The following is a 26,065-nucleotide window of genomic DNA, read 5'->3' on the forward strand; positions in this document are numbered from 1 at the left end:
TTCCGCCATCCATGGCGGTCATATGTCGAAAGTAGCGCCCAGGGATGGGTTGACAGCGCCCTCGCCGAGGTCTGCCGCCGGAGCAGCCCCGCCGCGAAAGATGAGGTGAGTACCATGCTCGACACGCTCTTGCCGATACTGATTTTTAGCGCTTTGGCCCTGGCCGTCATCGGCGCCGTGCGCCGCGTGCGTCTCTGGCGCCAGGGACGCCCGGCGAAGGTCGATCTGCTCAAGGGTCTGATCGCAATGCCGCGCCGCTACTTGGTGGATCTGCACCATGTGGTGGGGCGTGACAAGATGATCTCCAACACCCACGTGGCCACCGCCGGTGGCTTCGTGGCCGCTGCCGTGCTAATGATCCTGGTGCACGGTCTTGGGGTCGCCAACCCCGTGCTGGGCGGATTACTGCTCCTGGCCAGCACCTCGATGTTCATCGGCAGCCTCTTCGTGGCGCGTCGGCGGCTCGATCCACCCACGCGGCTCTCCAAGGGGCCCTGGATGCGCCTGCCAAAAAGCCTCATGGCATTTTCGCTGGGCGTTTTCCTGATCACTCTGCCCACGGTGGCCCTACTGCCCGAAGGGCTGCTGGAAAGCAGTGGCGGCTGGCTGTTGGCGCTGGTGCTGGCGGGCGTCATCGCCTGGGGGCTGGGTGAGATGTTCTTCGGCATGACCTGGGGCGGGCCGATGAAGCACGCGTTTGCGGGAGCCTTGCACCTGGCTTTCCACCGCCGTGCCGAACGCTTCTCGACGCACAAGGGTGGCAACGGCCGCTCGACGGGCCTCAAAGCGCTGAATCTCGACGATGCCAAGGCGCCGCTGGGTGTGGAAAAGCCCGTCGACTTTACCTGGAATCAGCTGCTGGGCTTCGACGCCTGCGTCCAGTGCGGCCGCTGTGAAGCGGTATGTCCGGCGTTTGCCGCGGGCCAGCCGCTCAACCCCAAGAAATTGATTCAGGACATGGTGGTGGGCATGGCCGGGGGCAGCGACGCGGGCTATGTCGGTTCTCCCTACCCGGGAAAACCCGTGGGTGAACATGCGGGTGCGCCCCATTCGCCCATCGTGGCGCTGGAGGGCAAGGCGCTCGTCGATGCCGAGACCCTATGGTCCTGCACCACCTGTCGCGCCTGTGTCGAAGAGTGCCCGATGATGATCGAGCACGTCGATGCCATCGTCGATATGCGCCGCCACCTGACGCTGGAGCGGGGCAAGACGCCCAACAAAGGCGCCGAGGTGCTCGACAATCTGATTGCCACCGACAACCCCGGCGGTTTCGATCCAGGCTCGCGGCTGCACTGGGCGGCGGATCTCAACTTGCCGCTGATGGCCGATCTCAAGCAGGTCGACGTGCTGCTGTGGCTGGGGGATGGCGCCTTCGACATGCGCAATCAGCGTACCCTGCGTGCGCTGGTGAAAGTGCTGCGTGCCGCCGAGGTGGACTTCGCTGTACTGGGTGCTGAAGAGCGCGACAGCGGCGATGTAGCGCGTCGTCTGGGTGACGAGGCCACGTTCCAGTCACTCGCCAAGCGCAACATTGCCACGCTGTCCAAGTACCACTTCCTGCAGATCGTCACCTGCGACCCGCACAGCTTCCACGTGCTGGGCAACGAGTACGGTGAGCTGGGCGGCCACTATCATGTTCGCCACCACAGTACGTTCATTGCTGAGCTATATGAGGCCGGACGGTTGGCGTTCGCGCCCTGGAAGGGCGGCCGCGTCACTTATCACGACCCCTGCTACCTGGGGCGCTACAACGGTGAATACGACGCCCCGCGCAACGTGCTCAAGGCACTGGGTATCGAGCTCAAGGAGATGCAGCGCTCCGGCTTCCGCTCGCGCTGCTGCGGCGGCGGTGGCGGCGCGCCGATTACCGATATTTCCGGCAAGCAGCGTATTCCCGACATGCGCATGAACGACGTCAAAGAGAGCGGTGCCGAGCTGGTGGCGGTGGGCTGCCCGCAGTGTACCGCCATGTTGGAAGGCGTGGTGGATGCCACTGCCGAGGTGCGTGACATTGCCGAACTGGTGGCGGATGCGCTGGTCGAGCGCCCTACTGACCCTGCGCTCGAGGCGGCCCGTCGCTCTGCTACCACCACGCCCGCCGAGGAGGTGACCGTATGAGTGAGATCATTCGCCGCGACCCGCGTCGCGAATGGATTGCGCGCAACCGCTTGCACCCCGAGCACGCCAGCGTGGCGTCCGAAATGAATGGCTCTGCTGTCAGCGAGTGGCTGGGCCCCAACGGTGTGATGCGCAAGAACCCCCACGCCATCGGCTTCATCGGCCCCAATGGCGTGAAGCGTATCGACCGCAGCGGTCTCCAGCAGGGCGAGGCGTCCACGGCGGCCGCCGCGGCCAGCCGCGATAGCCGTCGCCCGGTGACCATCGAGCAACCGGCCTTCCTGGTTGCCGTGGTGCCCGATCTGACCGGCGGACGCCTATCCGGCCACGACAAAGATCTGTTGGGCCTGGCTCGGCGGTTGGCGGATGCCGACGCCGAGCGCCCTGGCGCGGTCGTGGCGGTGCTGTTTGGCGAGCACAAAGAGGAAGCGCTGGGTGAAGCCGGTATCGACCGGGTCGTGCATCTGGACGATGAGTACTACGCTGGGTTCGCGCCCGAAGCGCGCTTGGCGGCGCTAAACGCCGTCGAACGGGAGATGGCACCGCGCTTCTGGCTGCTGCCGGACTCGCCGCTGGGCGGTGCCGACCTGGGGCGGCGGCTGGCCGTGCGCCTGGGCGAGCGCGCCGCCACCGGCGTTTGGCAGGTCGAGACCGATCCAAACGCTTCGCTGGACTGGCGCTGTACCGCACGCGGTGCCGCCGACAGCCTGGACATTCAGCGTCCGCTACCCCGCGTCACGCTGGCACTGGCCGAATGCGCCGAGCCGGTGGACGAAACGCGCCACGCGGCGGAGCCGGTGAGCCTGGCGGCGTCGATTCCCACCACGCTGTCGCGGATCGAGGATCTGGGGCAGGTGGCCGTGGACCCGGCGGGCGTGGCGCTGGCCGAGGCGGAGTTCATTCTCTCCGGCGGCAACGGTGTCAAAGAGTGGGAGGCTTTCCACCACGCTGCCAAAGTGCTCGATGCTACCGAAGGGGCGTCCCGGGTGGCGGTGGACGATGGCTTCATGGCCCGCGACCGTCAGGTAGGCGCGACCGGCACCTGGGTCACGGCCCGCGTGTACATGGCCGTCGGCATCTCAGGCGCGATCCAGCACCTGCAGGGCATTCAGCGCTGCGACAAGGTGGTGGCGGTCAACGTCGATCCTGGGTGCGACATGATCAAGCGGGCCGATCTGGCCGTCATTGGTGATAGTACGCAGATTCTGGCCGCCCTGGTGGCCATGGTCGAACGGCAGCGAGGAGGAGAGCGCGATGCGGCCTGATTCAACGCAGCAGAAGCAGCCATCCCAGCAGGGGGTGAGCATCGCGGTGCTGGTCTCCATTGGTCGCCACCCGACCACCGGTCGTCCGCGGCGTGCCGAGCAGGATGCCCGCGGGCTGGAGCTGGCGCTGGCCATGCAGAGCGAGGAGCCGGGCGCGCGGCTAAGCGTCTTGCATGCCGGTCCGAAGGACGATGAGAGCGACGCCGCGCTGCGCGGTTACTTGGGGATGGGGCTCGATGCCATGACTCTATTGGAGCAGCCCGAAGGCAGCGACGCGATTCCAGCGTTGGCCGAGCACCTGACGGCGGCGTCCCCCCAGCTCGTGATTACCGGCACCCGCGCGGAGCGCGGGGAGGGCTCTGGGCTGTTGCCCTACGCGCTGGCAGAACGCCTGGGATGGCCGCTGATCAACGGCTTGGCGGCCGTCGAAAGCGTGGAGAACGGCGTGCTGACCCTGCTGCAGGCGCTGCCGCGCGGGCAGCGTCGTCGCCTCAAGGTGCGCCTGCCGGCCATCATCAGCGTGGACGAGGCGGCGCCGGTGGCGCGTCAAAGTGCCTTTGGTCCGGCGCGGCGCGGGGAACTGGCCGTCGAGCCGACCCAGCCCGAAGCCGATACGGCACTGGCCGAGTGGCACCTGACCCCCGCCCGTAAACGGCCCAAGCGTTTGAAGATCGTCAAGGCGGCGTCGGCCAGGGATCGCTTCAAGGCGGCGGCCGCCAAGTCCGAGGGCAAGGGCGGCCAAGTGCTCACCGACGTGACGCCTGAGCAGGGCGCCGAGGCGATCTACAAGCTGCTCAAGGAGGAGGAGGTGCTACGCTGACGTCTATTCCTCTAGCGTTACCTACCAAGCCCGCACTCCCGCGGGCTTTTCATTGCGTGCGCATGTGGGGGCGTTGGCTACTTGGCGCAAAAGGCGGGAGATATCCGTAGCCGCTGGCGTTCGAGGCGAAGGCCTATCCAGGCGTGCAGCACTAGCACCAGGATCACCACGCCGCCACCGATCAGCGTCGAGACGCTGGGCGCTTCGCCCAGTAACCACCACACCCACGCCGTGCCCAGGGCGGTTTCGACCAGATAGAATAGCGCCACTTCGGTGGAGGGCAGGTAGCGAGTGGCGCTGTTGATCAGTACCGTCGCCAAGGGCATTTGCACTAGCCCCATCAAGGCCAGTACGCCGTAGCGCTGGGCATCGAGGGCCAGCGGCGTGGCCATGGAGAGTGCCACCGCGGCGGATAGCAGCCCACCACCGGCGACCACCGTCATGGTATCGACGGCTGGAAAACGGCGCAGCAGCGTCAGGTTGCCACCGATGGCGGCGGAGGCTGCCAGGGCGTACAGGTTACCCAGCAGCATTCCGTGGGCGCCGTGGCCCATGAAGACCAGACTCATGCCCAGCATGCAGGCCACGATGGCCGCCAGCGTGTGCCGGGCGACCCTCTCTCCCAGGAACATCCGTGAGAACACGGCGGCGAACAGCGGCGCGGTGCTGAGAATCACCACCACGTTGGCAACGCTCGCGTTCATCACCGCCAGCACGAACAGGCTGGAGATCAGGCCCAGCAGCACGGTCGAAGCCAGTGACGCAACGGGGTGCCGTCTCAAGGCCGTCAGCCGCTGGCCGACAGTGCATATGAGCCCCAGTACGCAGAACATCAACAGGCCGCGCCAGAAGATGACGGTCCAGCCGTCGGTGGCGGCGAGCCGGATCAGCAGACCGTCGAAACTGAGAAATACCACACCGAGTACCACGATGAGCAGGCCGCGTTGATAGGTGCTGAGCTGCATGATCTCATCTCCTTGTGAGTCATGAAGTGAAGCGCCCGCCGAGTAGGCGGGCGATGGACGACCTCAGGCCGATGAGGCGAGCGGCCTCATGGAGGTCGTCACTGGCTGGGGTGGCCCGCTATCGCCGGGCTCTTTGCGTGGCGGTCGCGCACCACCCAGGCGCCCACGGCACCTGCGATCAGCAGCATGCTGCCGCAGCCGATCGCCAGCAGGTAAGCACCCGACACCGCACCGTTGGAAAGCGCGAAGCGTTCGGTGAACCCCGCCAGTATGACGGCGTACTGCTGCCACAGAAACACGCCGATGGCGACGCCCGAGAGCATGGTGCACAGGGCGATCCAGCGGGTGCCGGATACCCAGCCGCTCATCGCGCTGGCATCGAATTCGTGCAGGAAGGCCCGATACGCCGACTCGGCCTCGCTCACCTGGGTCACACGCGAGGCCAGTGCGATGGCCACCAGGGCCAAGAGCGTGCTGAGCAGCACCGGATGCAGGTAGACGGGCAGGCTAATCCATTCGGCCTGCACCATCAACGAGAGCGCGACATTACCGGCAAAGCCTACGACCAAGCCCCAGCTTGCGCCCGCCGCGGTGATGCGACGGCTCCAGATGCTCATCAGCGCCACCGGCCCCCAGGAGGAGGCAAACAGGGTCGCCGCGAACCACACCACCGACATGACGGCGGGGGGCTGAAACAGGGCCAGCAGCAGCGCGATCAACCCAGCCGCGAGCACTGCGATGCGGCTCTTGCGCATGGCCGTCCGCTCATCCGTCGAGGCGGGCAGAATGTCGTTGGAGAGGCTGAAGCCAATGATCGATAGAAAGGTCGAGCAGGAGGAGAGCCCTGCGGCGAATACTCCGGTCAGAATGACCACCCCCAGCCAGGTCGGCAGCACGTTGAGCGCCACCCAGACCATCGAACGCTCTGGATCGAGCGTCGCGTCGTAAAGGTTGATCGCGGCGCCGGTCATCATCATCAGCGCGTAGAACACGGCCAGCGCCACGGCGGTGAGCATGGCCGAGCGCATGACGACATGCTCGTTGCGGGCCATCAGATAGCGGCTGGACTGCCAGGGACTTGCCGCCAGCACTGCCGCCCATACGAGTCCCAGGGTGAGGCCCCAGACCAGCGCCTCGCCAGGAGAAGAGAAGCTGGCCTCCGGCCCGTCGACCACCCCATGCCAAAGCGCAATGCCCGGTTTGTCGGTCTGGATCAGCAGCCCCTCGACGACCCCGCTCCAGCCGCCTAGATCCTGGATGACATACAGCGACCCGCCCACGGCGGCCAGCGAGAAGATCACGAACATGATGGTATCGGTGAGCATCACCCCCGGCGAGCCGGAGTAGAGAATGAAACCGGTATAGGTCGCCCATACCAGCACCAGCCCCACCCAGTAGGGCATGCCAGTCAGTTCGGCGAACATGATGCCCGCGCCTTGCATCACGCCCAGCAGGTAAGCGCCAAGGCCGATGATCGTGGTGAGACCGGCGATGGCCTGTACCCGGCGCGAGGCAAATCGCTTGCCGAAGAACTCCGGCACGGTGCGCGCGCCGCTGCGGCGCAGGTAGCGGCCGAACACCAGCGCCCCCAGCAGGCAGCCCGAGGTGCTGACCGCCGCAAAGATCAGCATCACGAAGGGGTAACCTTGGTAAGCAAACCCCGTTTCGCCCAGAAAGGCGCTGGTGCTCAGGTAGCTGGCCACTAGGGTGCCGAGGATGAAGAAAGTAGGCGCATTGCGGCCAGCGACCAGATAGTCGTCCAGCCCCTTGACGCGACGTCCGGCCAGGTGGCCGATTACGAAATAGCCGACCAGGCTTAGCAGTATTGCGATGGTGTAGATCATGAGGGTCGCCATGAAGTCGTTGATGTTGTGTCGTTATAGTGCCGCGCGTGTTTTGGCGTCTCATAGCCAGTAGCGTCCTATAGTGCCGAAATCACGACACGCTGTCCGCAAAACGAACGGGGCGCCATCTGCATGGCGCCCCGTCGTTGGCGGTGACTTGACCCGATCAGACGGCGGCGTTAGGCACCGCTTGCGTCTGTTTCCACTCTTTGTGAAGTCCTTTGTAGAGGCTGAAGCACATCAGCAGCAGCACGATGGTGAAGGGGAGCCCGGTGGCGACTGCACCCGCCTGCAGTGCCGTGAGGGCAGTACTTCCTCCACCATAGAGCAGGGCGCCTGCAATGACACCCTCCAGCGTGGCCCAAAAGACACGCTGGCTCCTGGGCGCGTCGGTCTTGCCGCCTGCTGTGATGTTGTCGATGACCAATGAGCCGGAGTCCGATGAGGTGATGAAGAACACCAGCACCAGCACGATGGCCATCGTCGAAGTGATACTGGTCAGGGGCAACTGCTCCAGCATATGGAACATGGCAAGCGAAACGTCACTGATCCCGTTGGCCAGCTCGCCGACCCCGTTGGTCGCTTGCGAGAGCGCCGTGCCGCCAAAGGTGCTCATCCAGACCAGCGTGACCAGCGTGGGCACTAACAGTACCGCAATCAAAAACTCACGAACTGTACGTCCCTTGGAGACGCGAGCGATGAACATGCCGACGAACGGTGACCAGGAGATCCACCACGCCCAGTAGAAGATGGTCCAGCCGTGGTACCAGGTGTCATCCTCGCGGCCGATCCAGTTCGACAGCGGCAGAAGATAGCTGGCGTAGTCCACTGCGGTGGTGCCGATACCCGTCAGGATCATCAGGGTCGGGCCCGCGACGACCACGAACAGCAGTAGCGCCGCCGCAATGACCATGTTGATGTTGGAAAACAGCTTGACGCCGCCATCGATGCCCCGCCATACCGAGATCAGCGCGATGACCGTGACCACGACGATGATCGCCAGCTGGGTGCCAATGGTATTGGGCACGTCGAACAGGTAAGCGAGGCCGCCTGCCGCCTGGGTCGCGCCAAACCCGAGCGAGGTCGCCAATCCGAAGATGGTGGCCAGTACGGCGAGAATGTCGATGACATGGCCAGCCCAGCCGCGGGTACGCTCGCCCAGAATGGGGTAAAAGGCGGAGCGCAGCGTCAGCGGCAGTCCTTTGTTATAGGCAAAAAACGCCAGCGAAAGCGCGACGACGGCATAGATGGCCCACGGATGTAGTCCCCAGTGGAACATGGTCGCGCCCATGGCGGCGCTGGCGCCCTCCGGCGTGCCCGCGGGCGCGTTAAGGGGGGTGCCGTACCAGTCGGTGTAATAGGCCACCGGTTCGGCGACGCTCCAGAACATCAGGCCGATCCCCATACCCGCTGCGAACAACATGGCAAACCAGGAGGTGCGTGAGTACTCCGGTTTGGCATCTTTGCCGCCCAAGCGAATTCGGCCGAGGGGTAAGCAGATCAGTATCAGGCAGAAGACTACGAAAACGTTACCCGCCACCATGAAGAGCCAGTCGAAATGCTCGATCGACCAGTTCTTGGCGAGACCCAATTGTGCGTTCGCGGCGTCTGGATAGACCAGCGCATAGATAATGAAGAGCAGGATGGCGAGAGCGGAGAGTGGGAAGACGGGGTTATGGAAGTCCAACCCCAGTATCTGTGTGTTGTCCTGTCCAGGCGACAGAACGGGATCATCGTCGTTGTTCATCGCGTTTCCTTTTAGGTTGTTTTAGTACGTCAGGCAGGATGGGCACCGCCGACGTCAGAAATTGTTAAGCGTGTTCGCAGCGGGAAGTATCTCGAGAGCGACCTCTACCTATTCATCCTGACGGGCATGTCTCGAATAGACATGTGGATGCCTTTTTGGAGCAAGTCTCGGGGTGGCGAAGGGATAGTGTGAAAAAGCGCCATTCACGCTATGCACAACAACAAGCAGCGACAGGAGTCATCCATGAGTGCAGCCAATCGCGGAGTCGTCTATAAGGGCCCAGGTGAAGTCGCCGTCGAATCTATTGCATATCCTGAGCTTGCGCTGGGGAATCGCAAATGTGAGCACGGTGTCATTCTTAAAGTCGTGACTACCAACATCTGTGGCAGTGACCAGCACATGGTTAGGGGGCGCACGACGGCGCCTGCGGGCCTGGTGTTGGGACACGAAATCACCGGGCTGGTGATCGAGACCGGTCGCGACGTCGAGTTCATCAAGCCGGGCGATTTGGTGTCGGTGCCGTTCAATATCGCTTGCGGTCGCTGTCGTAACTGTAAATCCGGCAAGACCGGCATCTGCCTCAACGTCAATCCGTCGCGTCCAGGCGCTGCCTATGGGTACGTGGACATGGGCGGTTGGGTAGGCGGCCAGACGGAGTACGTCATGGTGCCCTATGCCGACTTCAACCTGCTGAAGTTCCCGGATGCCGATCAGGCCATGGAGAAGATCAAGGATCTGACCCTGCTCTCCGATATCTTCCCTACCGGTTTTCACGGCTGCGTAACGGCCGGCGTCGGACCGGGCAGTACCGTCTATATCGCTGGCGCGGGCCCGGTGGGGCTGGCCGCTGCGGTGTCCGCTCAACTGTTGGGCGCAGCCTGCGTGATCGTCGGCGATATGATCGAAGAGCGTCTGGCCCAGGCCCGCAGCTTTGGCTGTGAAACCCTCGACTTGACCCAAGACGGTGATATGGCCGACAAGATCGAGGCGATTCTCGGCGAGCGAGAGGTCGATGCCTTCGTCGACTGCGTGGGGTTCGAAGCCCACGCCTGCGGCTGTAACCATGGCAAAGAGGCGCCCGCCACGGTTCTCAACTCGGCCATGTCGCTGACCCGTGCGGGCGGGCAGATCGGTATTCCCGGTCTGTACGTGACCGAAGATCCAGGCGCGGCTGACGAGGCGGCCAAGCAGGGCGCGTTGAGCATGCGCTTTGGCCTCGGCTGGGCCAAGTCCCACAGCTTCCATACGGGGCAGTGCCCGGTGATGCAGTATCACCGTCCGCTGATGCAGGCGATCCTTTTCGGTAAGGTCAAGATCGCCGATGCGGTCAACGTACAGATGATCGATCTGGATCAGGCGCCCCAGGGCTATGCCGATTTCGATGGCGGTGCGGCCAAGAAATTCGTCATCGATCCCCACGGCAGCGTGGCTTGATCGCAGCAACGCCATAGCATCGGCTAAGGCAACGATCACGAACGGCACTCCACGGAGTGCCGTTTTTGTCGTGGATGGTGTGAGCCCGGCACTCTTTCCTTAGCGCGTATCGAGGCCGTTGAGAGAGTTGTTGAGAGAGTTGTTGAGTGCCCATCAAAAAGCTGGCCCGCGTTTGCGGGCCAGCTGCTGGGTGCCGTGTGGCTCACGCCTATTGATCAACCCTGGGCGAGCTTGAGCGACGGCTGGTCGTTTTCGAGATTCTCTAGCATGCGCGCGGCATACCAGTTGACGAAGTCGATCACGCCGAATTCGTAGGTTTCCGAGTACGGGCCGGGCTGGTAGGCCTTGGAATTGATACCACGCTGGTTCTCTTCCGCCAGCTGGCGATCCTGGTCGTTGGTGGCATCCCATACTTGGCGCAGCCGCTCGGGATCGTAGTCGACCCCCTCTACCGCATCTTTGTGCACCAGCCACTTGGTGGTCACCATGGTTTGCTGAGGGCCAATGGGCAGCACGCGGAACACCACCGCGTGATCGCCCATGAAGTGGTTCCAGGAGTTCGGGAGATGCAGAATGCGCAGCGAGCCCATGTCGGGGCTTTGTAGGCGTCCCATCAGCTTCTGGCTACCCGGTTTGCCATCCATGGTCATGGAGACGATACCGTCCAGCAGCGGTGTGCGGGTGAGGCGATTGCGCTTGCCATGCCGCTTTAGCTGATAAGGAACGCGCTCGGCATCCCAGTCCGCCTGCTTTTTGGCCACCAGCGCCTTGTAGGCGGGGGTGGCGCGGGGGTCGTCGGTATCGTCGAACTCCTGCAGCGAGTTGAGTAGCTCAGGGTGCGACCCGTTGCAGTGGTAGCATTCACGGTTGTTTTCGATCACCAGCTTCCAGTTGGCCTGCTCGACGATGGTGGACTCGACGGCCACCTTGACGTTATCCATCTGGTAGGGTTCGAGGTAGTGATCCAGGGTGGCGAGGAACTCATCGAACGCGGGCGGTTGTTCGCTCAAGTTGATGAAGATGAAACCGCCCGCCGTCTCTGCGTGGACCGGCTTGAGGCCGAACTGTTTGAGATCGAACTGGCTGCCCATTTCGCTGCCTGCGAACAGCAGGCGGCCGTCGAGCTCGTACGTCCACTGGTGGTAGGGGCAGACCAGCTTGGCGACCTTGCCTTTTTCTTTCAAACACAGACGCGAGCCGCGATGGCGGCAGACGTTGTGAAAGGCGTGAATGGTGCCGCCGTCGCCACGGACGATGACGATTGGGTTATCGCCGATGTCCAGGGTCATGAAGTTGCCCTTGGCGGGAATTTCGCAGGTCATGCCCGCAAACAGCCACTCTTTCTCGAACACTTCTTGCATGTCGAGCGCAAACAGCCGGGCATCGTTGTAAAACGGCTGCGGGAGCGAATAGGTCGTTTCGCGGGTTCGCAGCATTTGGGCCGTTGCCTCGCGCGCCGCTGCCAGCGGGTCTTCCATCATGTTCAACACACTTTTTTGCATACCAGTATCCTCGTGAACCACCGCTTTCCTGTTGAGGGCTGCGAGTCGGCCGTTAGTCAAGATCGTTTGTCTTGTTGTTGTGCTGCGTAACCTGGCGTTTTGTTCGACTGTGGTGCGATGTCTGTGGCTGATTGTGTTGCAGACGACCGTGGGCGAGTTATCCAGCCGCGACATACGGTGACGCAGTGGCGACTAAAAAAGTGATTTCTAAACGAGAGAGAGTGGCGCGAGGTAAGTGCGCGTCGCTGTCAGGTAAGTCTGCTGGGTTGGGCATCCCCAGAATGCTCGTCAACGGTACTGGTCGTGCAGCGACACGATCCGGTGATGCACAGCGATGAAGGCCGGTCAGGCAGAGGCGATAATGACAACCAATTTTTTCAATCCGGTCACGACCCAAACCTGGACCAACGGCCGTCACCAGGTGCGCTGCGTCAAGGTGATACAGGAAACGCAGGATGTGCGTACGTTCTGTTTCATGGCCGAGCAGCCGGTGATGTTCTTCTTCAAGCCCGGTCAGTTCGTCACGCTTGAGCTAGAGATCGACGGCCAGCCCGTCATGCGCTCGTATACGATCTCCAGCTCGCCCTCCATTCCCTATAGTTTTTCCATCACCGTCAAGCAGGTGCCGGGTGGCAAGGTCTCCAACTGGCTGCACGCCAACCTGAGGGTGGGTGATGAGTTGGTGGTGCACGGGCCGGTCGGTAACTTCAACTCCATCGATTTTCCCGCCGAGAAAGTCCTGTTCCTCTCCGGCGGTGTGGGTATCACCCCGCTAATGTCCATGACCCGCTGGCTGTTCGATACCAACGCCAGCGTCGACGTCGAGTTCGTACACAGCGCCCGCGCGCCTCGCGATGTCATCTACCATCGCGAGCTGGTGCACATGTTCTCGCGCATTCCTGAATTCAAGCTGCACATCATTTGTGAGAACAAAGACGATATCGGTGAAGCCTGGGCCGGTTACCGTGGCTACCTGACCAAGCCGCTGTTCGAACTCATCGTGCCGGACTTCATGGAGCGAGAGATTTTCTGCTGTGGCCCGACGCCCTACATGAATGCCATCAAGAATATTCTTCGTGCCAACGGCTTCGACATGAACCACTACCACGAAGAGTCGTTCGGTGCCACGCCGGTGGAGGTGCGCGAAGAGGTGCTCGAGCTTGCCGAGCAGGCCGAGGTCGCGGCCGAGCAGATCGACACCAGCGAGCTACACAGTATCGAGTTCGCCAGCTCCGGGAAAAGCGTTCGTATCCAACCCAGTGAGACGGTTCATGAAGCGGCCGCGAAGCTCGGTCTGCACATACCCAAGGCGTGCGGTATGGGTATTTGCGGCACCTGTCGGGTGGCGCTCAAGTCCGGTGACGTCGAGATGGAGCATAACGGCGGCATCACCGAGGAGGATGTCGAAGAGGGTTATATCTTGTCGTGCTGCAGTCGCCCGAAAGGCAACTTGGTGGTCGATTTCTAGCCATCGCGCGACGCTTTGATGTGCTTCTAACGCCCTGAACGGCTACTGACCGTTCGGGGCGTTTTGCTTGTTTTACGAGCCTGGCGATGGCGGGGAGTGGCCGGTAATTGGCGTGTTGGCGACGTTCGAGGTGGGGATGCCCACTGCGTAAAAGGCGCTGGACAAGACGATGTGTAGGGGCCGATGCAGCTCGTCTGGCTAAATGCCGAGCATGTCGCAAATGCATCCCCTGGTGACGTCGGTAAGCATCTTGGCGGTACCAACCAGCGATAGTATCGCCGTAACAACACGTGATAGCGCTCTAGCCCATGGTGGCCAAAGGCTCATCAGTATTGAACGCACTGCATGATAGTGAATAACAAGTGACGAATGAGGAGGCGATGATGCTTCAGAATAATTTTTCCCCCCGTGCCCGATTAGCCCAGTACGATACGCTGCTCGCCGAAGCCATGACCGAAGAAACGGCACGCCAGGAAGCGCATATCGAATTGATCGCCTCCGAAAACTACACCAGCAAGGTCGTCATGGAGGCCCAGGGGTCTCAGCTCACCAATAAGTACGCGGAGGGGTATCCGGGCCGCCGCTACTACGGTGGCTGCGAATACGTCGACAAAGTCGAAGCGCTCGCCATCGAGCGTGCCTGTGATCTGTTCAGCGCCAACTACGCCAACGTTCAGCCGCACTCCGGCGCCCAGGCCAACGCCGCGGTCTTCATGGCCCTGGTCTCTCCGGGTGATACCGTGCTGGGCATGAGCCTGGCCCACGGCGGCCACCTGACCCACGGTGCCGCGCCCAACTTCTCCGGCAAGCACTACAACGCCGTGCAGTATGGTCTCAAACCGGAGACCGGCGAGATCGATTACGAAGAGATGGAGCGTTTGGCCCGCGAGCACCGCCCCAAGATGATCATCGCAGGCTTCTCGGCCTACTCCCGCGTGGTGGACTGGCGGCGTTTTCGCGCCATCGCCGACGAAGTGGGCGCTTACCTGATGGTCGATATGGCCCACGTGGCGGGTCTGGTCGCGGCGGGTTTGTATCCCAGTCCCGTGCCCTACGCTCACGTCGTGACCACGACGACCCACAAGACGCTGCGCGGCCCCCGCGGCGGGCTGATTCTCTCGGCAGACGGTGACGAGTCACTCTACAAGAAGCTCAATGGCGCCGTCTTTCCCGGCCAGCAAGGCGGCCCACTCATGCACGTGATCGCGGCCAAGGCCGTGGCCTTCAAAGAGGCGATGAATCAGGACTTCGTGCGCTACCAGCAGAAGGTGATCGATAACGCCAAAGCGATGGCGGCCGTATTCGTCGAGCGCGGCTACGACGTGGTGTCTGGCGGCACCGACGACCATCTCTTCCTCGTGTCGCTGATTCGCCAGGGCATCACCGGTAAAGACGCGGATGCGGCCTTGGGTCGTGCGCACATTACGGTCAATAAAAACACCGTTCCCAACGATCCGCAAAGCCCCTTCGTGACCTCTGGCTTGCGTATTGGCACGCCCGCAGTCACTACGCGCGGATTCGATGCCGACGAGTGTGCCGAACTTGCGGAATGGATTTGCGACATTCTCGATGAGCTGGCCGCCGGCGTGGATACCACTCATATCGAAAGCCGGGTGCGTGCCAACGTGGCCGAGGTGTGTGCTCGTCACCCGGTGTATGGCGCTGCCGTTACTGAATCCGTCGAATCCATTGCTTGAATCGGCTTGCCGGCAGGGCCCGGCGCGGCTGAACTAAGGAGACCACTATGCAACGCTATTCCGGCTTCGGCCTGGTCAAGCACGCGCTGAGCCACCATGAGAACTGGGAGCGCCAATGGCGCAATCCCACGCCCAAGAAACAGTACGATGTGATTATCGTCGGTGGCGGCGGCCATGGTTTGGCCACGGCTTACTACTTAGCCAAAGAGTTCGGCGTCAAGAACGTCGCGGTGATCGAAAAAGGCTGGTTGGGCGGTGGCAATACCGCGCGTAATACCACCATCGTGCGTTCCAACTACTTGTGGGACGAGGCGGCGGCGCTTTACGAACACGCCATGAAACTGTGGGAAGGGCTCTCCCAGGATCTCAACTACAACGTCATGTTCTCGCAGCGGGGCGTGCTCAACCTGGGGCACACGCTGCAGGACATGCGCGATATCCAGCGCCGGGTGAATGCCAACCGCCTCAACGGTATCGACGGTGAAGTATTGGATGCCAAGGGCGTGCAAGCGCTGGTGCCCATCATGGACTGCTCCAAGAACGCCCGCTATCCGGTCATGGGTGCCTCCTGGCAGCCGCGTGCCGGTGTGGCTCGCCACGATGCCGTGGCCTGGGGCTACGCCCGGGGTGCCGATGCTCACGGCGTGGACATCCTTCAGCAGACCGAAGTCACCGGCTTCAAGATCCGTGACGGCAAGATCTACGGCGTGCACACCAATCGTGGTGACATCGAGGCCAAGACCGTGGGCTGCGTGGCCGCCGGTAACTCCAGCGTGTTGGCCAAGATGGCGGGCTTCAACTTGCCGCTGGAGTCCCATCCGCTGCAGGCGTTGGTCTCCGAGCCGATCAAGCCGATTCTCGACACCGTCGTGATGTCCAACCACGTCCACGGCTATGTCAGCCAATCCGACAAGGGGGATTTGGTGATCGGTGCGGGTATCGACGGCTACAACGGCTACGGCCAGCGCGGCAGCTACCCGACCGTGGAGCATACGCTCCAAGCGATCGTCGAGATGTTCCCGATCTTCTCTCGGGTGCGCATGAACCGTCAGTGGGGCGGTATCGTGGATACCTGTCCGGACGCCTGCCCGATCATTTCCAAGACGCCGGTCAAAGGCCTCTACTTCAACTGCGGTTGGGGCACCGGCGGCTTCAAAGCGACCACGGGGTCGGGGCACGTTTTCGCTGCCAGCCTCGCCAAAGGGGAGATGCATCCGATTGCCGAGCCGTTCTCCATGTTCCGCTTCCACAGCGGTGCACTGATCGACGAACACGGCGCTGCCGGTGTGGCCCACTAGGGTTTGTAAGCGAGGAGAATTCGCATGTTCTATATCTATTGCCCTTACTGCGGCGAACACCGTGAAGAAGAGGAGTTTCACCCCAAGGGTCAGGCGCACATCGAGCGTCCCAAACAGCCCGAGGAGTGCAGCGACGAAGAGTGGGGAGACTATCTGTTCTTCCGCGACAATCCGCGCGGCGTGCACCACGAAATGTGGGTGCATGCAGTGGGGTGCCGTAAGTTCTTCAACGTCACGCGTCACACGGTGAGCTACGAAATTCTCGAGACCTACAAGATGGGTGAGCAGCCGTCGATCACGGCCGAGAGCCAGACAGCGCCTCGCGAAGCGGTCGCGGAGAGTCGTCCAGAAGGAGTGCGGGCATGAGCCAGTCCAAGCAACAAGCCTACCGCCTTGACACTGGCGGCCGTATCGATCGCTCACGCACGCTGAGCTTCACCTTCAATGGCCAGCGTTATCAAGGCCAGGCAGGAGATACCCTGGCGTCAGCCCTGTTGGCCAACGGTGTCGATATCGTCAATCGCAGCTTCAAATACTCACGGCCCCGCGGCATCGTGGCGGCGGGAGCCGAAGAGCCCAATGCCATCGTGCAGCTAGGCAGCAGCGAAGCGGCCCAGGTGCCTAACGTGCGTGCGACCCAGCAGGCGCTGTTCGACGGCTTGACCGCCCGCAGCACCAACGGCTGGCCGAACGTGCAGCGCGACATGATGGGGCTGGTGGGCAAGATCGGCGGTCAGTTCATGCCGCCCGGCTTCTACTACAAGACTTTCATGGCCCCGGCGTCGATGTGGATGACGTATGAAAAGTACATCCGCAAGGCGGCGGGACTGGGCCGCAGCCCCCTGGAGAACGATCCGGACAGCTACGACCACCTCCACCAGCACTGCGACGTGCTGGTGGTGGGCGCCGGTGCGGCAGGCCTGTCGGCCGCCCTGGCAGCGGCACGCAGCGGTGCGCGAGTGATCGTCGCCGACGAGCAAGAGGAAATGGGCGGATCGCTGCTGGATACCCGTGAGATGCTGGCAGGCAACCCCGCCGATCAGTGGGTCGCCCAGGTACTCGACGAACTGGCGGGCTGTGACAACGTCACGCTGCTCCCGCGCACCACGGCGAACGGCTACCACGACCATAACTTCGTCACGCTGCACGAGCGGCGTACCGAGCATCTGGGGGAGACCGCGCCGGTGGTCCACGGCCATCGCCCGGTGCGCTCGCGCATGCATCGCGTACGCGCCGGTCAGGTCATCTTGGCCACGGGCGCCCATGAGCGGCCGCTGGTCTATGCCGGTAACGACATTCCCGGCAACCTGCTGGCCGGGGCCGTGTCCACCTATATCCGTCGCTATGGCGTGGTGCCCGGTCGCCGTTTGGTGCTCTCCACCAGCAATGACTACGGCTATCGCGCGGCTCTCGATTGGAAAGAGGCGGGCCATGACGTGGTAGCGATCGTCGATGCCCGTGAAGCACCGAAGGGCGATTGGATCGACGCTGCTCGCGCCCAGGGTATCAAGATCGTCACCGGCAGTGCCGTGATCGAGGCCAAAGGCAGCAACCGGGTCACCGCGGCGCGCGTCGCCCCTATCGATATCGACGCGTTCAAGGTGAACGGCGCGGTGCAAGAGCTAGCTTGCGATACCATCGCCAGCTCCGGCGGGTACAGCCCCGTGATTCACTTGGCGTCTCATACGGGCGCGCGGCCGACCTGGCGTGACGAGATCATCGGTTTCGTGCCGGGGCTCGTGAAAGGCGTCCAGGCCTGCGGCGGTGCCAACGGCACCTATGCCTTGGGTGACGTGCTCGCGGCGGGCATCGAAGCGGGCATCAAGGCAGCGGCGGCCATGGGTAAAACCACCCAGGTCGTCAATGCGCCCAGCGTCGAGCCGTTGCAGCAGGGCCAGGCGGTGGCGCTGTTCCAAGTGCCCCACGAGAAAGCGACGACGCGTGCGCCGAAGCAGTTCGTCGATCTGCAGAACGACGTGACGGCGGCCGGTATCGAGCTGGCGACCCGCGAGGGCTTCGAGTCCATCGAGCATGTCAAGCGCTACACCGCCATGGGCTTCGGTACCGACCAGGGCAAGCTGGGTAACATCAACGGCATGGCGATTGCGGCCCGCTGCCTGAGACGCTCGATTCCTGAGGTCGGCACCACGGTCTTCCGTCCCAACTATACCCCGGTGACGTTTGGCGCCATCGTCGGTCGACACTGCCGCGAACTCTTCGATCCTGAGCGCTACACGGCGCTGCATCAGTGGCACGTCGAGCGCGGCGCCGAATTCGAGGACGTCGGCCAGTGGAAGCGGCCGTGGTACTACCCGCAGAAGGTCAATGGCAAAACCGAAACGATGCATGAGGCCGTGGCGCGTGAGTGCCTGGCGGTGCGCGAAAAGGTCGGCATCCTCGACGCCTCGACGCTGGGCAAGATCGACATTCAAGGCCCCGACGCCCGTGAGTTTCTGGCGCGGGTCTATACCAACAAATGGGAAAAACTGGCGGTGGGCAAGTGCCGCTACGGCTTGATGTGTAAAGACGACGGGATGGTGACCGACGACGGCGTCACGAGCTGTCTGGCCGAGAACCATTTCCTGATGACCACCACGACCGGCGGCGCGGCGGCCATTCTCGAGTGGCTGGAGCTGTGGCATCAAACCGAGTGGCCGGAGCTGGACGTCTACTTCACCTCGGTGACCGACCACTGGGCCACGATGACCGTCACCGGTCCCGAGGCGCGCAAGCTGCTCTCCGAGATCACCGACATCGATCTCGATCGGGACGGCTTCAAGTTCATGGAGTGGCGCTCTGGCAAGGTGGCCGACGTACCGGCGCGGGTATTCCGCATCTCCTTCACCGGCGAGCTGACCTTCGAGATCAACGTCCAGGCCAACTACGCCATGCACGTATGGCAAACGCTGTTCAAACATGGTGAAAAGTATGGCCTGACGCCCTACGGCACCGAAACCATGCACGTGCTGCGCGCTGAAAAGGGCTTCATCATCGTGGGGCAGGAGACCGATGGCTCGGTGACGCCAGAAGATCTGGGCATGCACTGGTGCGTCGGCTACGACAAGCCGTTTTCCTGGATTGGCAAGCGGGCGCTGACGCGTAGCGACACCAAGCGTGAGAATCGTAAGCAGCTGGTGGGGCTCAGGCCGAAGGATCCCAAGGTCGTCCTCGAAGAGGGGGCGCAGATCGTGTTCGACCCGAACCACGCGATTCCCATGCCCATGGCAGGGCACGTGACCTCCAGCTACTACAGCCCGACGCTGGGTGCAGGGTTTGCCCTTGCCGTGGTCAAAGGCGGCCTCAAGAAGATGGGAGAGACGGTCTACCTCCCCATGGCCGATGGCCAAACCCATGAAGCCGAAATCGTCAGCTCCGTTTTCTACGACCCGAAGGGAGAGCGCCAGAATGTCTAATGCGGCCACTTTTGACACCCGTACCGATACCGCTGTTCCAGTGGAGTCACCGCTCGCCTACAGCTACCGGCGCAGCGGCGCCCCACGGGGCAGCAGTTATCGGCTGAAAATACGCGAACGTGCAATGCTCGGCCATCTGGTGCTGCGGGGAGGTGCCATCGTGCTCGACGAAGCGGTGCGCGACGTGCTAGGCATTGGCTTGCCGGGGCGCCCGCAGGCGCTAGTGCACGATGCCAGCGGCGAGCGCTCCATTCAGTGGCTCTCCCCGGACGAGTGGCTGGTGATCGTGCCCGGTGGCGAGGAGTATCCGCTGGAAACCAAGCTGCGCGAGCGTCTGGCTGATGCGCACTTCGCCATCAGCGACGTCAGCGGCGGGCAGACCCTGCTCGAACTCACCGGCGAGGCGGCCCGAGAGCTGTTGATGAAAACGGTGGTCTACGACGTCCATCCCAGCCATTTTCCTGTCGGCAAGGGGGTGACGACCGTCTTCGCCAAGGCGACCGTCAATCTACGTCGCCCCAGTGAAGAGTGCTGGGAGCTCGTGATACGCCGTAGCTTCGCCGACTACTCTTATCGCTGGTTGCTGGATGCAGCCGCCGAGTATGGCGTTCACGTAGAACAATGAGCGGACCCGCCGGAACGGCGTTCCGGCGGTGATCGTCTGCCCTCATCGAGAGACACATTATGAGCCGAATGAGCGATACCTGGATTCTTGCCGCCCAGTGCCCGAGCCGTTTGGGAACGGTCGACGTCGTGACGCGCTTTTTGAAAGAGCAGCAGTGCTACATCACCGAGTTGAACTCGTTCGATGATCGGTTGGGTGGACGCTTCTTCATTCGCGCCGAGTTTCGTCCGGAGTGCGATACGTTCGACGAAGCGCGCTTCGACGCTGATTTTCTGGCCAGGGCGCGGGAGTTCGACATGCAGTTCGAACTGACCGCGCCGGGCAAGCGCACCGGGGCCGTGATCATGGTCTCCAAGGCCGATCACTGCCTGAACGACCTGCTCTATCGCTATCGCACGGGGCAGCTGGCGCTGGACATCAAAGCCGTGGTCTCCAACCATCCGGACCTGGAGCCACTGGCGGCGTGGCACGGTTTGCCTTACTACTATCTGCCGATCACCCCCGAAACGAAGCTGCAGCAGGAAGCCCAGGTACGCGACATCATCGCCGAGACCGACGCCGAGCTGGTGGTGCTGGCCCGCTACATGCAAGTGCTGTCTCCTTCCATGTGCGAGTTGCTGGCGGGACGCGCTATCAATATCCATCACTCGCTGCTGCCCGGCTTCAAAGGGGCCAAACCCTACCACCAGGCCTATGAAAAAGGGGTCAAGCTGGTGGGTGCCACGGCGCACTATATCAACAACGACCTCGACGAGGGCCCGATCATCGCCCAAGGGGTCGAGTCGGTCGATCATACGCACTATCCCGAAGACCTGGTGGCCAAGGGGCGTGATATCGAGTGTTTGACCCTGGCAAGGGCGATTAGCTACCACTTGGAGCGCCGCGTGTTTTTCTACTCGGGTCGCACGGTGGTGTTCGGTAACTGATACGTTGACGGGCGCTCGTCGAGCGCCCGTCATGGCTTGCCCATGACACCTTGCCCAACCAAGACATCGAACGGCGCACACGCCGTTCGACACCGACCGTCGTTTTAACCATCGTTCGTTCACTCATTCTAGGTATCAGGCACGGCCTGATGTCCTCCCGTGCATAGGTAAAGAGGTGCTCCAATGCCTATCAGTGTTTTCGACCTCTTTAAGATTGGAGTCGGTCCCTCCAGTTCGCATACCGTCGGGCCCATGCTGGCCGCCTATACGTACGTGACCCAGCTAAGAGATCGACAGCTGCTCAACGACGTCGGGCATCTGGACGTACATCTCTACGGATCGCTCTCAGCCACGGGGGTCGGGCACGCGACCGATCACGCCATCATCATGGGGTTGCTGGGTGAGAGGCCCGACACGATCGATCCTGCAGTGATCGAGCCGTCGATCGAGCGCTTGAAAGCATCTCGGTCGTTGAGTCTCGGTCGTCAGAAAGAGGTGCCCTTCGACTGGGACGCGGACATTCATTTCCACGAAGAGAGCCTGCCACATCACCCCAATGCCATGCGGCTGGCCGCGTACACGTCGGAAGGCGCGGTGCTCTACGACAATACCTACTACTCGGTGGGGGGCGGCTTCGTCGTGGAGCAGTCCCAGGTAGACAAGCCGCTGGACGACCTCGATGGCGTCGTGCTGCCCTATAACTTCGATACCGCCGATGAGCTCTTGTCGCTCTGCAAGCATCACGGGCTGCGGGTCAGCCAGCTGATGCTGGAGAACGAGAAGGTGTGGCGCAGCGAAGATGAGATCAGAAACGAGCTATGGCGTATCTGGCAAGTGATGTGTGAGTGCATCGACAACGGGCTGACCCACGAAGGCATTCTACCGGGCGGCCTAAAAGTGAAGCGTAGGGCAAAGCTGCTCTATCAGCGTCTGCAAACCGCAGAGCAGAACGACTGCCTGATTGCCTCGACCTTCTCGGCCATGGAGTGGGTGAACATCTTCGCTCTGGCGGTCAACGAGGAGAACGCGGCGGGGGGGCGCAGGGCCCCGGCCCCTACCAACGGCGCGGGGGGTATCCCCCCCGCCGTTCTCCACTACTACATGAAGTTCCAGCCCAACGCCTGTGAAAAGCAGGTGGTGGACTTTCTGCTGGCCGCGGGCGCCATCGGCATTCTCTGCAAGAAGAATGCGTCGATCTCTGGGGCTGAAGTGGGCTGCCAGGGTGAGGTGGGCTCCGCCTGTGCCATGGCGGCCGCTGGCCTGGCCGACGTGATGGGGGCAACGCCCGAGCAGGTCGAACACGCCGCCGAAATTGGCTTGGAGCACAACTTGGGGCTGACCTGCGATCCCGTCGGCGGGCTGGTGCAAGTCCCCTGTATCGAGCGCAATGCGATTGCCACGGTCAAGGCCATCAATGCCGCGCAGATGGCGCTGCGGGGCGATGGCACGCACTTCATCTCGCTGGATAAAGTGATCCGCACCATGCGTGATACGGGTAAAGACATGCTCGATAAATATAAGGAAACCTCCAAAGGCGGGCTGGCCGTCAATGCCATCGAATGCTGATACCGCAAAAGGCTAGAGAAAGGGTCGGAGAAAGGGCTGGGGAAAGAGCGTTAAAGGCGTCTTGCACAGGCATCGTGGGCATTCGCGACAAAATCCACTAGGATAGGCGCTTTTTTCCGACAGGGTAGATGGTCATGGCGTCTTCGGGACAACCTCGCATTCAGTGGCTGGGCCGCTGGGGCTTCATGCTGGCGGCCACCGGCTCGGCGGTGGGGCTGGGCAATATTTGGAAATTCCCCTACATCACCGGCGAGTACGGTGGCGGGGCCTTCGTGTTGGTCTACTTGGCGTGTATTTTGGCGGTGGGCGTGCCGGTCATGATGACGGAAATCGCCTTCGGCCGCCGGGGGCGCGGGAGCCCCATCGACGCCATACGTCGCGTGGTCACCGAATCTGGAGGGTCGTCGGCCTGGTCGCTGCTGGGTTGGATGGCCATGCTCTGCGGCTTCATGATTCTGTCGTTCTACGTCGTGGTGGCGGGCTGGTCGTTCTCTTACCTATGGAAGATGCTCTCCGGCGGCTTGGCGGGGTCCAGCGTGGACGACATGGCGGCCGTGTTCGGCGCCAACAACGCGAACCCCTTTGCGCTCGGCGGCTGGAGCACCCTGGTCACGCTGCTGACCATGTTCATCGTCGGTAAAGGCGTTCAAGAGGGTATCGAGAAAAACGTCAGCTGGATGATGCCTGGCCTCGTGCTGATGCTCTTGCTGCTGATCGCCTTCGGGATATTTTCTGGCGGCTTCGGCGATGCGGTCGCGTTCCTGTTCTCCTTCAAGGCGGGCAGCCTCTCCAGCGAAGGGATGCTGGCGGCGCTGGGCCACGCGTTTTTTACCCTCTCGCTGGCGTCGGGAGCGATTCTGACGTACGGCAGCTACCTGCCCAAAGGTGCCTCCATTGGCCGCACCACTTTGAGCGTGGCCGTGGCCGATACCGTGGTGGCGCTGATGGCGGGGCTGGCGATCTTCCCGGTGATTTTTGCCAACGGTATGAATCCCGGCGAAGGCCCGGGCCTGCTCTTCATGAGCCTGCCGTTGGCGTTTCAGGCCATGCCGCTGGGGTCGCTGTTTGGCGTGCTGTTCTTCTTGATGCTCTCCATGGCCGCGCTCACCTCGTCGATCTCCATGGTGGAAGCGACGGTCTCTTGGCTGTGCGATAACAAAGGCATGAGCCGTCGGTCGGCAGCTTGGGCCACCGGCATCGTGCTGTGGCTGATCAGCACGCTGGCGATGCTGTCGTTCAACCTGGGCGCAGACTGGACGCTGGCGGGCAAGCACTTCTTCGACTGGTTGGACTACCTCACCTCGCGCTGGATGATGCCGTTGGGTGGCCTGGGTATGGTGCTGCTGGCGGGCTTCGTGCTGAACAGCGAGACCTTCCGCGACGAGCTGGGTCTTGCGCCACTGCCCTATGCACTGTGGCTGGCCATGGTGCGCTATGTGAGCCCGCTGGGCATTCTGGTGATCTTCGTCGATGCTCTCGGGCTGTACCAGGTGTCGTTTGCGGCCCACTGGCCGGTGCTGCTAGCGCTGTTGGTGCTCGTGGCCGTGGTGGGCGAAGCCATTAGCCCGCGTCTTCGCCGAGCGCTTTCTTCCCGCTAAGCGCTGCTGCGCTTCTCGTCTCGCCCTGGCCTCAGCGATGGCGCCAGGGTGAGTGCCTGCCTCCATTAACTCATCCCAACACGTGGTATAGCGCTTGGAGCGATGCGCACAGCGCAGCTGCCAAGGTGCGTCGGCATCGGTCATACCAAAGCGTAGCGTACCTTGCCCCATCTTCTGGTTGATGGCGTCGACCGTCTTCATCAAGTGCGGGTGTGCTTTGGCGGCAGGCTGTAGCAGCGAGAGTTGATACTGCTGCGCATCCACCAAATCCAGCAGCATCACGCCCGCTTTCATGAACTGAAAGCCGGGCAGGTACATCTGGTCGAGCCCTTCGCGAACGGCCTCCAAGAGGATACGGGTATCGTCGGTAGGCGCGTCGAGTGGAATCATCGCGCTGGGCGAGCGCTGCGGTTGATCTTTGCGGTGGCGGTTGGTATTCAAGAACAGCATCACCGCGCGGGCCAGGCTGCCCTGCTGACGCAGTTTTTCGGCGCTGCGCTGGGCGTGGCGGCGCAGCGCCGCGTGCAGGTCCGCTTTGACGCCGGTGGCTTGACCGAACGAGCGTGAGGTCATGATGCGTTGACGGGGCTGCTCCACGGCGTTCATCTCCAGGCAGGGCGTACCGCGTAGTTCCAGTGCGGTGCGTGCCACTACCACGGAAAAGCGTTTGCGCAGCTGTTTCGGGTCGCACTCACGCAGGTCCCAGGCGGTGCGAATACCGCTCACCGCTAGCCGCTCCGCCAAGCGTCGCCCGACCCCCCACACGTCGCTAACGGCGAGCTGTTTGAGCAGCACATGGGTGGTCGCGCTATCGCCTTGAAGTAGACATACCCCTTCATAATGCGGCTGTTTTTTCGCTACGTGGTTGGCCAGCTTGGCCAGCGTGTGCGTCGGCGCAAGGCCCACGCACACGGGCAGCCCTAAATGGCGGCGAATACGGCGGCGCAGCGCTGCACCGATGGCTTGGCACTGGGCATCGTCGAAGCCGTCCAAGTAGATGAACATCTCGTCGATGGAGTAGGGGGCGACCTCGGGACAGGCATCGCGCAGTAGCTGGGCCAGCCTTGCCGACATATCGCCATACAGCTCGTAGTTGGAAGAGAGCAGGTGAATCACTCCGCGTCGGCGCAGCCCCTCTAACTGGTAGGCGGGCGTGCCCATGGCGATCTCCATGGCTTTCATCTCCGCCGAACGGGCAATCACACAGCCATCGTTATTCGACATCACGCCCACCGGCTTGCCTTCTAGCGCTGGGTTGAACACCCGCTCGCAGGAGACATAGAAGTTATTGGCATCTACCAGCCCGATCATGGCAGGTACTCGTGTATGACGGCACGCACCACGCCCCAGTGCTGACAGTCGGTGTCTTCCAGTGGCAGCGGCGGGTAGTGGGGGTGGGCAGAGCAGAGGTGTGGCGTGCCGCGATACAGCGCGTAGCGTTTGATCAGCACTTCGTTATCGAACATGGCCACGAGGATATGCCCTAAGCGGGGCGTGACGCTGCGGTCGACGACCAGTAAATCTCCCTCGAAGATGCCCCAGCCCTCCATGCTGTCGCCAGCGGCGGTGAGGTAAAACGTCTGGGTGGGATGTTTGATCAGCCGCGCATTGAGGTCGAGGGTGCGCGGCTCATAGTCTTGTGCCGGAGAAGGAAAGCCACTAAAGCCTGCGCGGCCTCGCAAGGGAGGAAACGGCAGCGGCTGAGACGTTAACGGCAAGGCTGTCGCAACGGGGGCGAGTTGAGACGGCATCGTCGGTATCCTCGAGAATGAATGGTGT

General features: G+C 62.4%; 19 protein-coding genes. 13 read left to right on the forward strand and 6 right to left on the reverse strand.

From position 1 onward, the window contains the following. Positions 1-114: 114 nt before the first annotated feature. From MHM85_RS10125 to MHM85_RS10135, 3 genes are read left to right on the forward strand one after another with little or no spacing between them, the layout of a single operon-like run. A complete protein-coding gene (locus MHM85_RS10125) occupies positions 115-2,118 on the forward strand; it encodes a (Fe-S)-binding protein (RefSeq protein WP_139525510.1) in 2,004 nt (667 codons plus the stop codon). Then, positions 2,115-3,383, forward strand: coding sequence for an electron transfer flavoprotein subunit alpha/FixB family protein (locus tag MHM85_RS10130; protein ID WP_239285838.1), 1,269 nt, complete (start codon positions 2,115-2,117; stop codon positions 3,381-3,383). The genes MHM85_RS10125 and MHM85_RS10130 overlap by 4 nt, the downstream gene beginning before the upstream one ends. Next, entirely contained in the window at positions 3,373-4,203 is an 831-nt protein-coding gene (locus MHM85_RS10135) for an electron transfer flavoprotein subunit beta (RefSeq protein ID WP_139525512.1), read from the forward strand. The genes MHM85_RS10130 and MHM85_RS10135 overlap by 11 nt, the downstream gene beginning before the upstream one ends. A 77-nt stretch (positions 4,204-4,280) precedes the next feature. Here the strand turns inward: MHM85_RS10135 and MHM85_RS10140 are convergent, their stop codons facing one another. From MHM85_RS10140 to MHM85_RS10150, 3 genes are all read right to left on the reverse strand, one after another. Then, the gene (locus tag MHM85_RS10140; RefSeq protein ID WP_139525513.1) at positions 4,281-5,168 is read right to left on the reverse strand and encodes a DMT family transporter; all 888 of its coding nucleotides are present in this window, start codon (positions 5,166-5,168) and stop codon (positions 4,281-4,283) included. Positions 5,169-5,266: 98 nt separating this feature from the next. After that, positions 5,267-7,012, reverse strand: a complete 1,746-nt coding sequence (locus MHM85_RS10145; protein WP_219863222.1) for a sodium:solute symporter family protein — start codon at positions 7,010-7,012, stop codon at positions 5,267-5,269. Between the two features lie 166 nt (positions 7,013-7,178). Next, the gene (locus tag MHM85_RS10150; protein WP_139525515.1) at positions 7,179-8,759 is read right to left on the reverse strand and encodes a BCCT family transporter; all 1,581 of its coding nucleotides are present in this window, start codon (positions 8,757-8,759) and stop codon (positions 7,179-7,181) included. 243 nt (positions 8,760-9,002) lie between these two features. On the opposite strand from MHM85_RS10150, the gene fdhA reads away from it, so the two are divergent. Beyond that, positions 9,003-10,193, forward strand: a complete 1,191-nt coding sequence (gene fdhA, locus MHM85_RS10155; RefSeq protein WP_153842381.1) for a formaldehyde dehydrogenase, glutathione-independent — start codon at positions 9,003-9,005, stop codon at positions 10,191-10,193. Positions 10,194-10,408: 215 nt separating this feature from the next. On the opposite strand, the gene MHM85_RS10160 is transcribed toward fdhA, so the two are convergent. Next, positions 10,409-11,695 (reverse strand): aromatic ring-hydroxylating dioxygenase subunit alpha, encoded by a 1,287-nt coding sequence (locus MHM85_RS10160; protein ID WP_153842382.1) that lies wholly within the window; start codon positions 11,693-11,695, stop codon positions 10,409-10,411. Positions 11,696-12,056: 361 nt separating this feature from the next. On the opposite strand from MHM85_RS10160, the gene MHM85_RS10165 reads away from it, so the two are divergent. From MHM85_RS10165 to MHM85_RS10205, 9 genes are all read left to right on the forward strand, one after another. Next, a complete protein-coding gene (locus tag MHM85_RS10165; protein WP_153842383.1) occupies positions 12,057-13,163 on the forward strand; it encodes a hybrid-cluster NAD(P)-dependent oxidoreductase in 1,107 nt (368 codons plus the stop codon). A 383-nt stretch (positions 13,164-13,546) separates the two neighbouring features. Beyond that, on the forward strand, positions 13,547-14,860 hold the full coding sequence (gene glyA, locus MHM85_RS10170; RefSeq protein ID WP_153842384.1) for a serine hydroxymethyltransferase: 1,314 nt from the start codon (positions 13,547-13,549) through the stop codon (positions 14,858-14,860). Positions 14,861-14,907: 47 nt separating this feature from the next. Next, positions 14,908-16,158, forward strand: coding sequence for a sarcosine oxidase subunit beta family protein (locus MHM85_RS10175; RefSeq protein ID WP_153842385.1), 1,251 nt, complete (start codon positions 14,908-14,910; stop codon positions 16,156-16,158). 24 nt (positions 16,159-16,182) lie between these two features. Beyond that, complete coding sequence (locus tag MHM85_RS10180) at positions 16,183-16,524, forward strand: sarcosine oxidase subunit delta (protein WP_139525521.1); 342 nt, start codon at positions 16,183-16,185, stop codon at positions 16,522-16,524. Next, the gene (locus MHM85_RS10185; protein WP_153842386.1) at positions 16,521-19,571 is read left to right on the forward strand and encodes a sarcosine oxidase subunit alpha family protein; all 3,051 of its coding nucleotides are present in this window, start codon (positions 16,521-16,523) and stop codon (positions 19,569-19,571) included. The genes MHM85_RS10180 and MHM85_RS10185 overlap by 4 nt, the downstream gene beginning before the upstream one ends. Continuing rightward, positions 19,564-20,196, forward strand: coding sequence for a sarcosine oxidase subunit gamma family protein (locus MHM85_RS10190; protein WP_139525523.1), 633 nt, complete (start codon positions 19,564-19,566; stop codon positions 20,194-20,196). Before MHM85_RS10185 ends, MHM85_RS10190 begins: the two co-directional genes overlap by 8 nt. A gap of 59 nt (positions 20,197-20,255) precedes the next feature. Beyond that, complete coding sequence (purU, locus tag MHM85_RS10195) at positions 20,256-21,122, forward strand: formyltetrahydrofolate deformylase (RefSeq protein ID WP_153842387.1); 867 nt, start codon at positions 20,256-20,258, stop codon at positions 21,120-21,122. A gap of 183 nt (positions 21,123-21,305) precedes the next feature. Continuing rightward, positions 21,306-22,688: an L-serine ammonia-lyase gene (locus MHM85_RS10200; protein WP_239377723.1), complete on the forward strand. Its 1,383-nt coding sequence runs from the start codon at positions 21,306-21,308 to the stop codon at positions 22,686-22,688. Positions 22,689-22,822: 134 nt separating this feature from the next. Continuing rightward, a complete protein-coding gene (locus MHM85_RS10205; protein ID WP_153842389.1) occupies positions 22,823-24,286 on the forward strand; it encodes a sodium-dependent transporter in 1,464 nt (487 codons plus the stop codon). Here MHM85_RS10205 and MHM85_RS10210 read toward each other — a convergent pair. Beyond that, entirely contained in the window at positions 24,209-25,597 is a 1,389-nt protein-coding gene (locus MHM85_RS10210) for a Y-family DNA polymerase (protein WP_153842390.1), read from the reverse strand. The genes MHM85_RS10205 and MHM85_RS10210 overlap by 78 nt on opposite strands. After that, positions 25,594-26,037: a translesion error-prone DNA polymerase V autoproteolytic subunit gene (gene umuD / locus MHM85_RS10215; RefSeq protein ID WP_139525528.1), complete on the reverse strand. Its 444-nt coding sequence runs from the start codon at positions 26,035-26,037 to the stop codon at positions 25,594-25,596. Before umuD ends, MHM85_RS10210 begins: the two co-directional genes overlap by 4 nt. Between the last annotated feature and the right edge of the window lie 28 nt (positions 26,038-26,065).

The organism is Halomonas sp. McD50-4, from assembly GCF_022348135.1.
Classification (GTDB): Bacteria; Pseudomonadota; Gammaproteobacteria; order Pseudomonadales; family Halomonadaceae; genus Vreelandella; species Vreelandella piezotolerans.

Coding starts and splice junctions, on each gene's coding strand:
- MHM85_RS10150 (WP_139525515.1), bottom strand. CDS start 8,759: ATGAACAACGACGATGATCCCGTTCTGTCGCCTGGACAGGACAACACA.
- umuD (WP_139525528.1), bottom strand. CDS start 26,037: ATGCCGTCTCAACTCGCCCCCGTTGCGACAGCCTTGCCGTTAACGTCT.
- purU (WP_153842387.1), top strand. CDS start 20,256: ATGAGCCGAATGAGCGATACCTGGATTCTTGCCGCCCAGTGCCCGAGC.
- MHM85_RS10135 (WP_139525512.1), top strand. CDS start 3,373: ATGCGGCCTGATTCAACGCAGCAGAAGCAGCCATCCCAGCAGGGGGTG.
- fdhA (WP_153842381.1), top strand. CDS start 9,003: ATGAGTGCAGCCAATCGCGGAGTCGTCTATAAGGGCCCAGGTGAAGTC.
- MHM85_RS10190 (WP_139525523.1), top strand. CDS start 19,564: ATGTCTAATGCGGCCACTTTTGACACCCGTACCGATACCGCTGTTCCA.
- MHM85_RS10145 (WP_219863222.1), bottom strand. CDS start 7,012: ATGATCTACACCATCGCAATACTGCTAAGCCTGGTCGGCTATTTCGTA.
- MHM85_RS10175 (WP_153842385.1), top strand. CDS start 14,908: ATGCAACGCTATTCCGGCTTCGGCCTGGTCAAGCACGCGCTGAGCCAC.
- MHM85_RS10160 (WP_153842382.1), bottom strand. CDS start 11,695: ATGCAAAAAAGTGTGTTGAACATGATGGAAGACCCGCTGGCAGCGGCG.
- MHM85_RS10130 (WP_239285838.1), top strand. CDS start 2,115: ATGAGTGAGATCATTCGCCGCGACCCGCGTCGCGAATGGATTGCGCGC.
- MHM85_RS10165 (WP_153842383.1), top strand. CDS start 12,057: ATGACAACCAATTTTTTCAATCCGGTCACGACCCAAACCTGGACCAAC.
- MHM85_RS10125 (WP_139525510.1), top strand. CDS start 115: ATGCTCGACACGCTCTTGCCGATACTGATTTTTAGCGCTTTGGCCCTG.
- MHM85_RS10140 (WP_139525513.1), bottom strand. CDS start 5,168: ATGCAGCTCAGCACCTATCAACGCGGCCTGCTCATCGTGGTACTCGGT.
- MHM85_RS10185 (WP_153842386.1), top strand. CDS start 16,521: ATGAGCCAGTCCAAGCAACAAGCCTACCGCCTTGACACTGGCGGCCGT.
- MHM85_RS10180 (WP_139525521.1), top strand. CDS start 16,183: ATGTTCTATATCTATTGCCCTTACTGCGGCGAACACCGTGAAGAAGAG.
- glyA (WP_153842384.1), top strand. CDS start 13,547: ATGCTTCAGAATAATTTTTCCCCCCGTGCCCGATTAGCCCAGTACGAT.
- MHM85_RS10200 (WP_239377723.1), top strand. CDS start 21,306: ATGCCTATCAGTGTTTTCGACCTCTTTAAGATTGGAGTCGGTCCCTCC.
- MHM85_RS10210 (WP_153842390.1), bottom strand. CDS start 25,597: ATGATCGGGCTGGTAGATGCCAATAACTTCTATGTCTCCTGCGAGCGG.
- MHM85_RS10205 (WP_153842389.1), top strand. CDS start 22,823: ATGGCGTCTTCGGGACAACCTCGCATTCAGTGGCTGGGCCGCTGGGGC.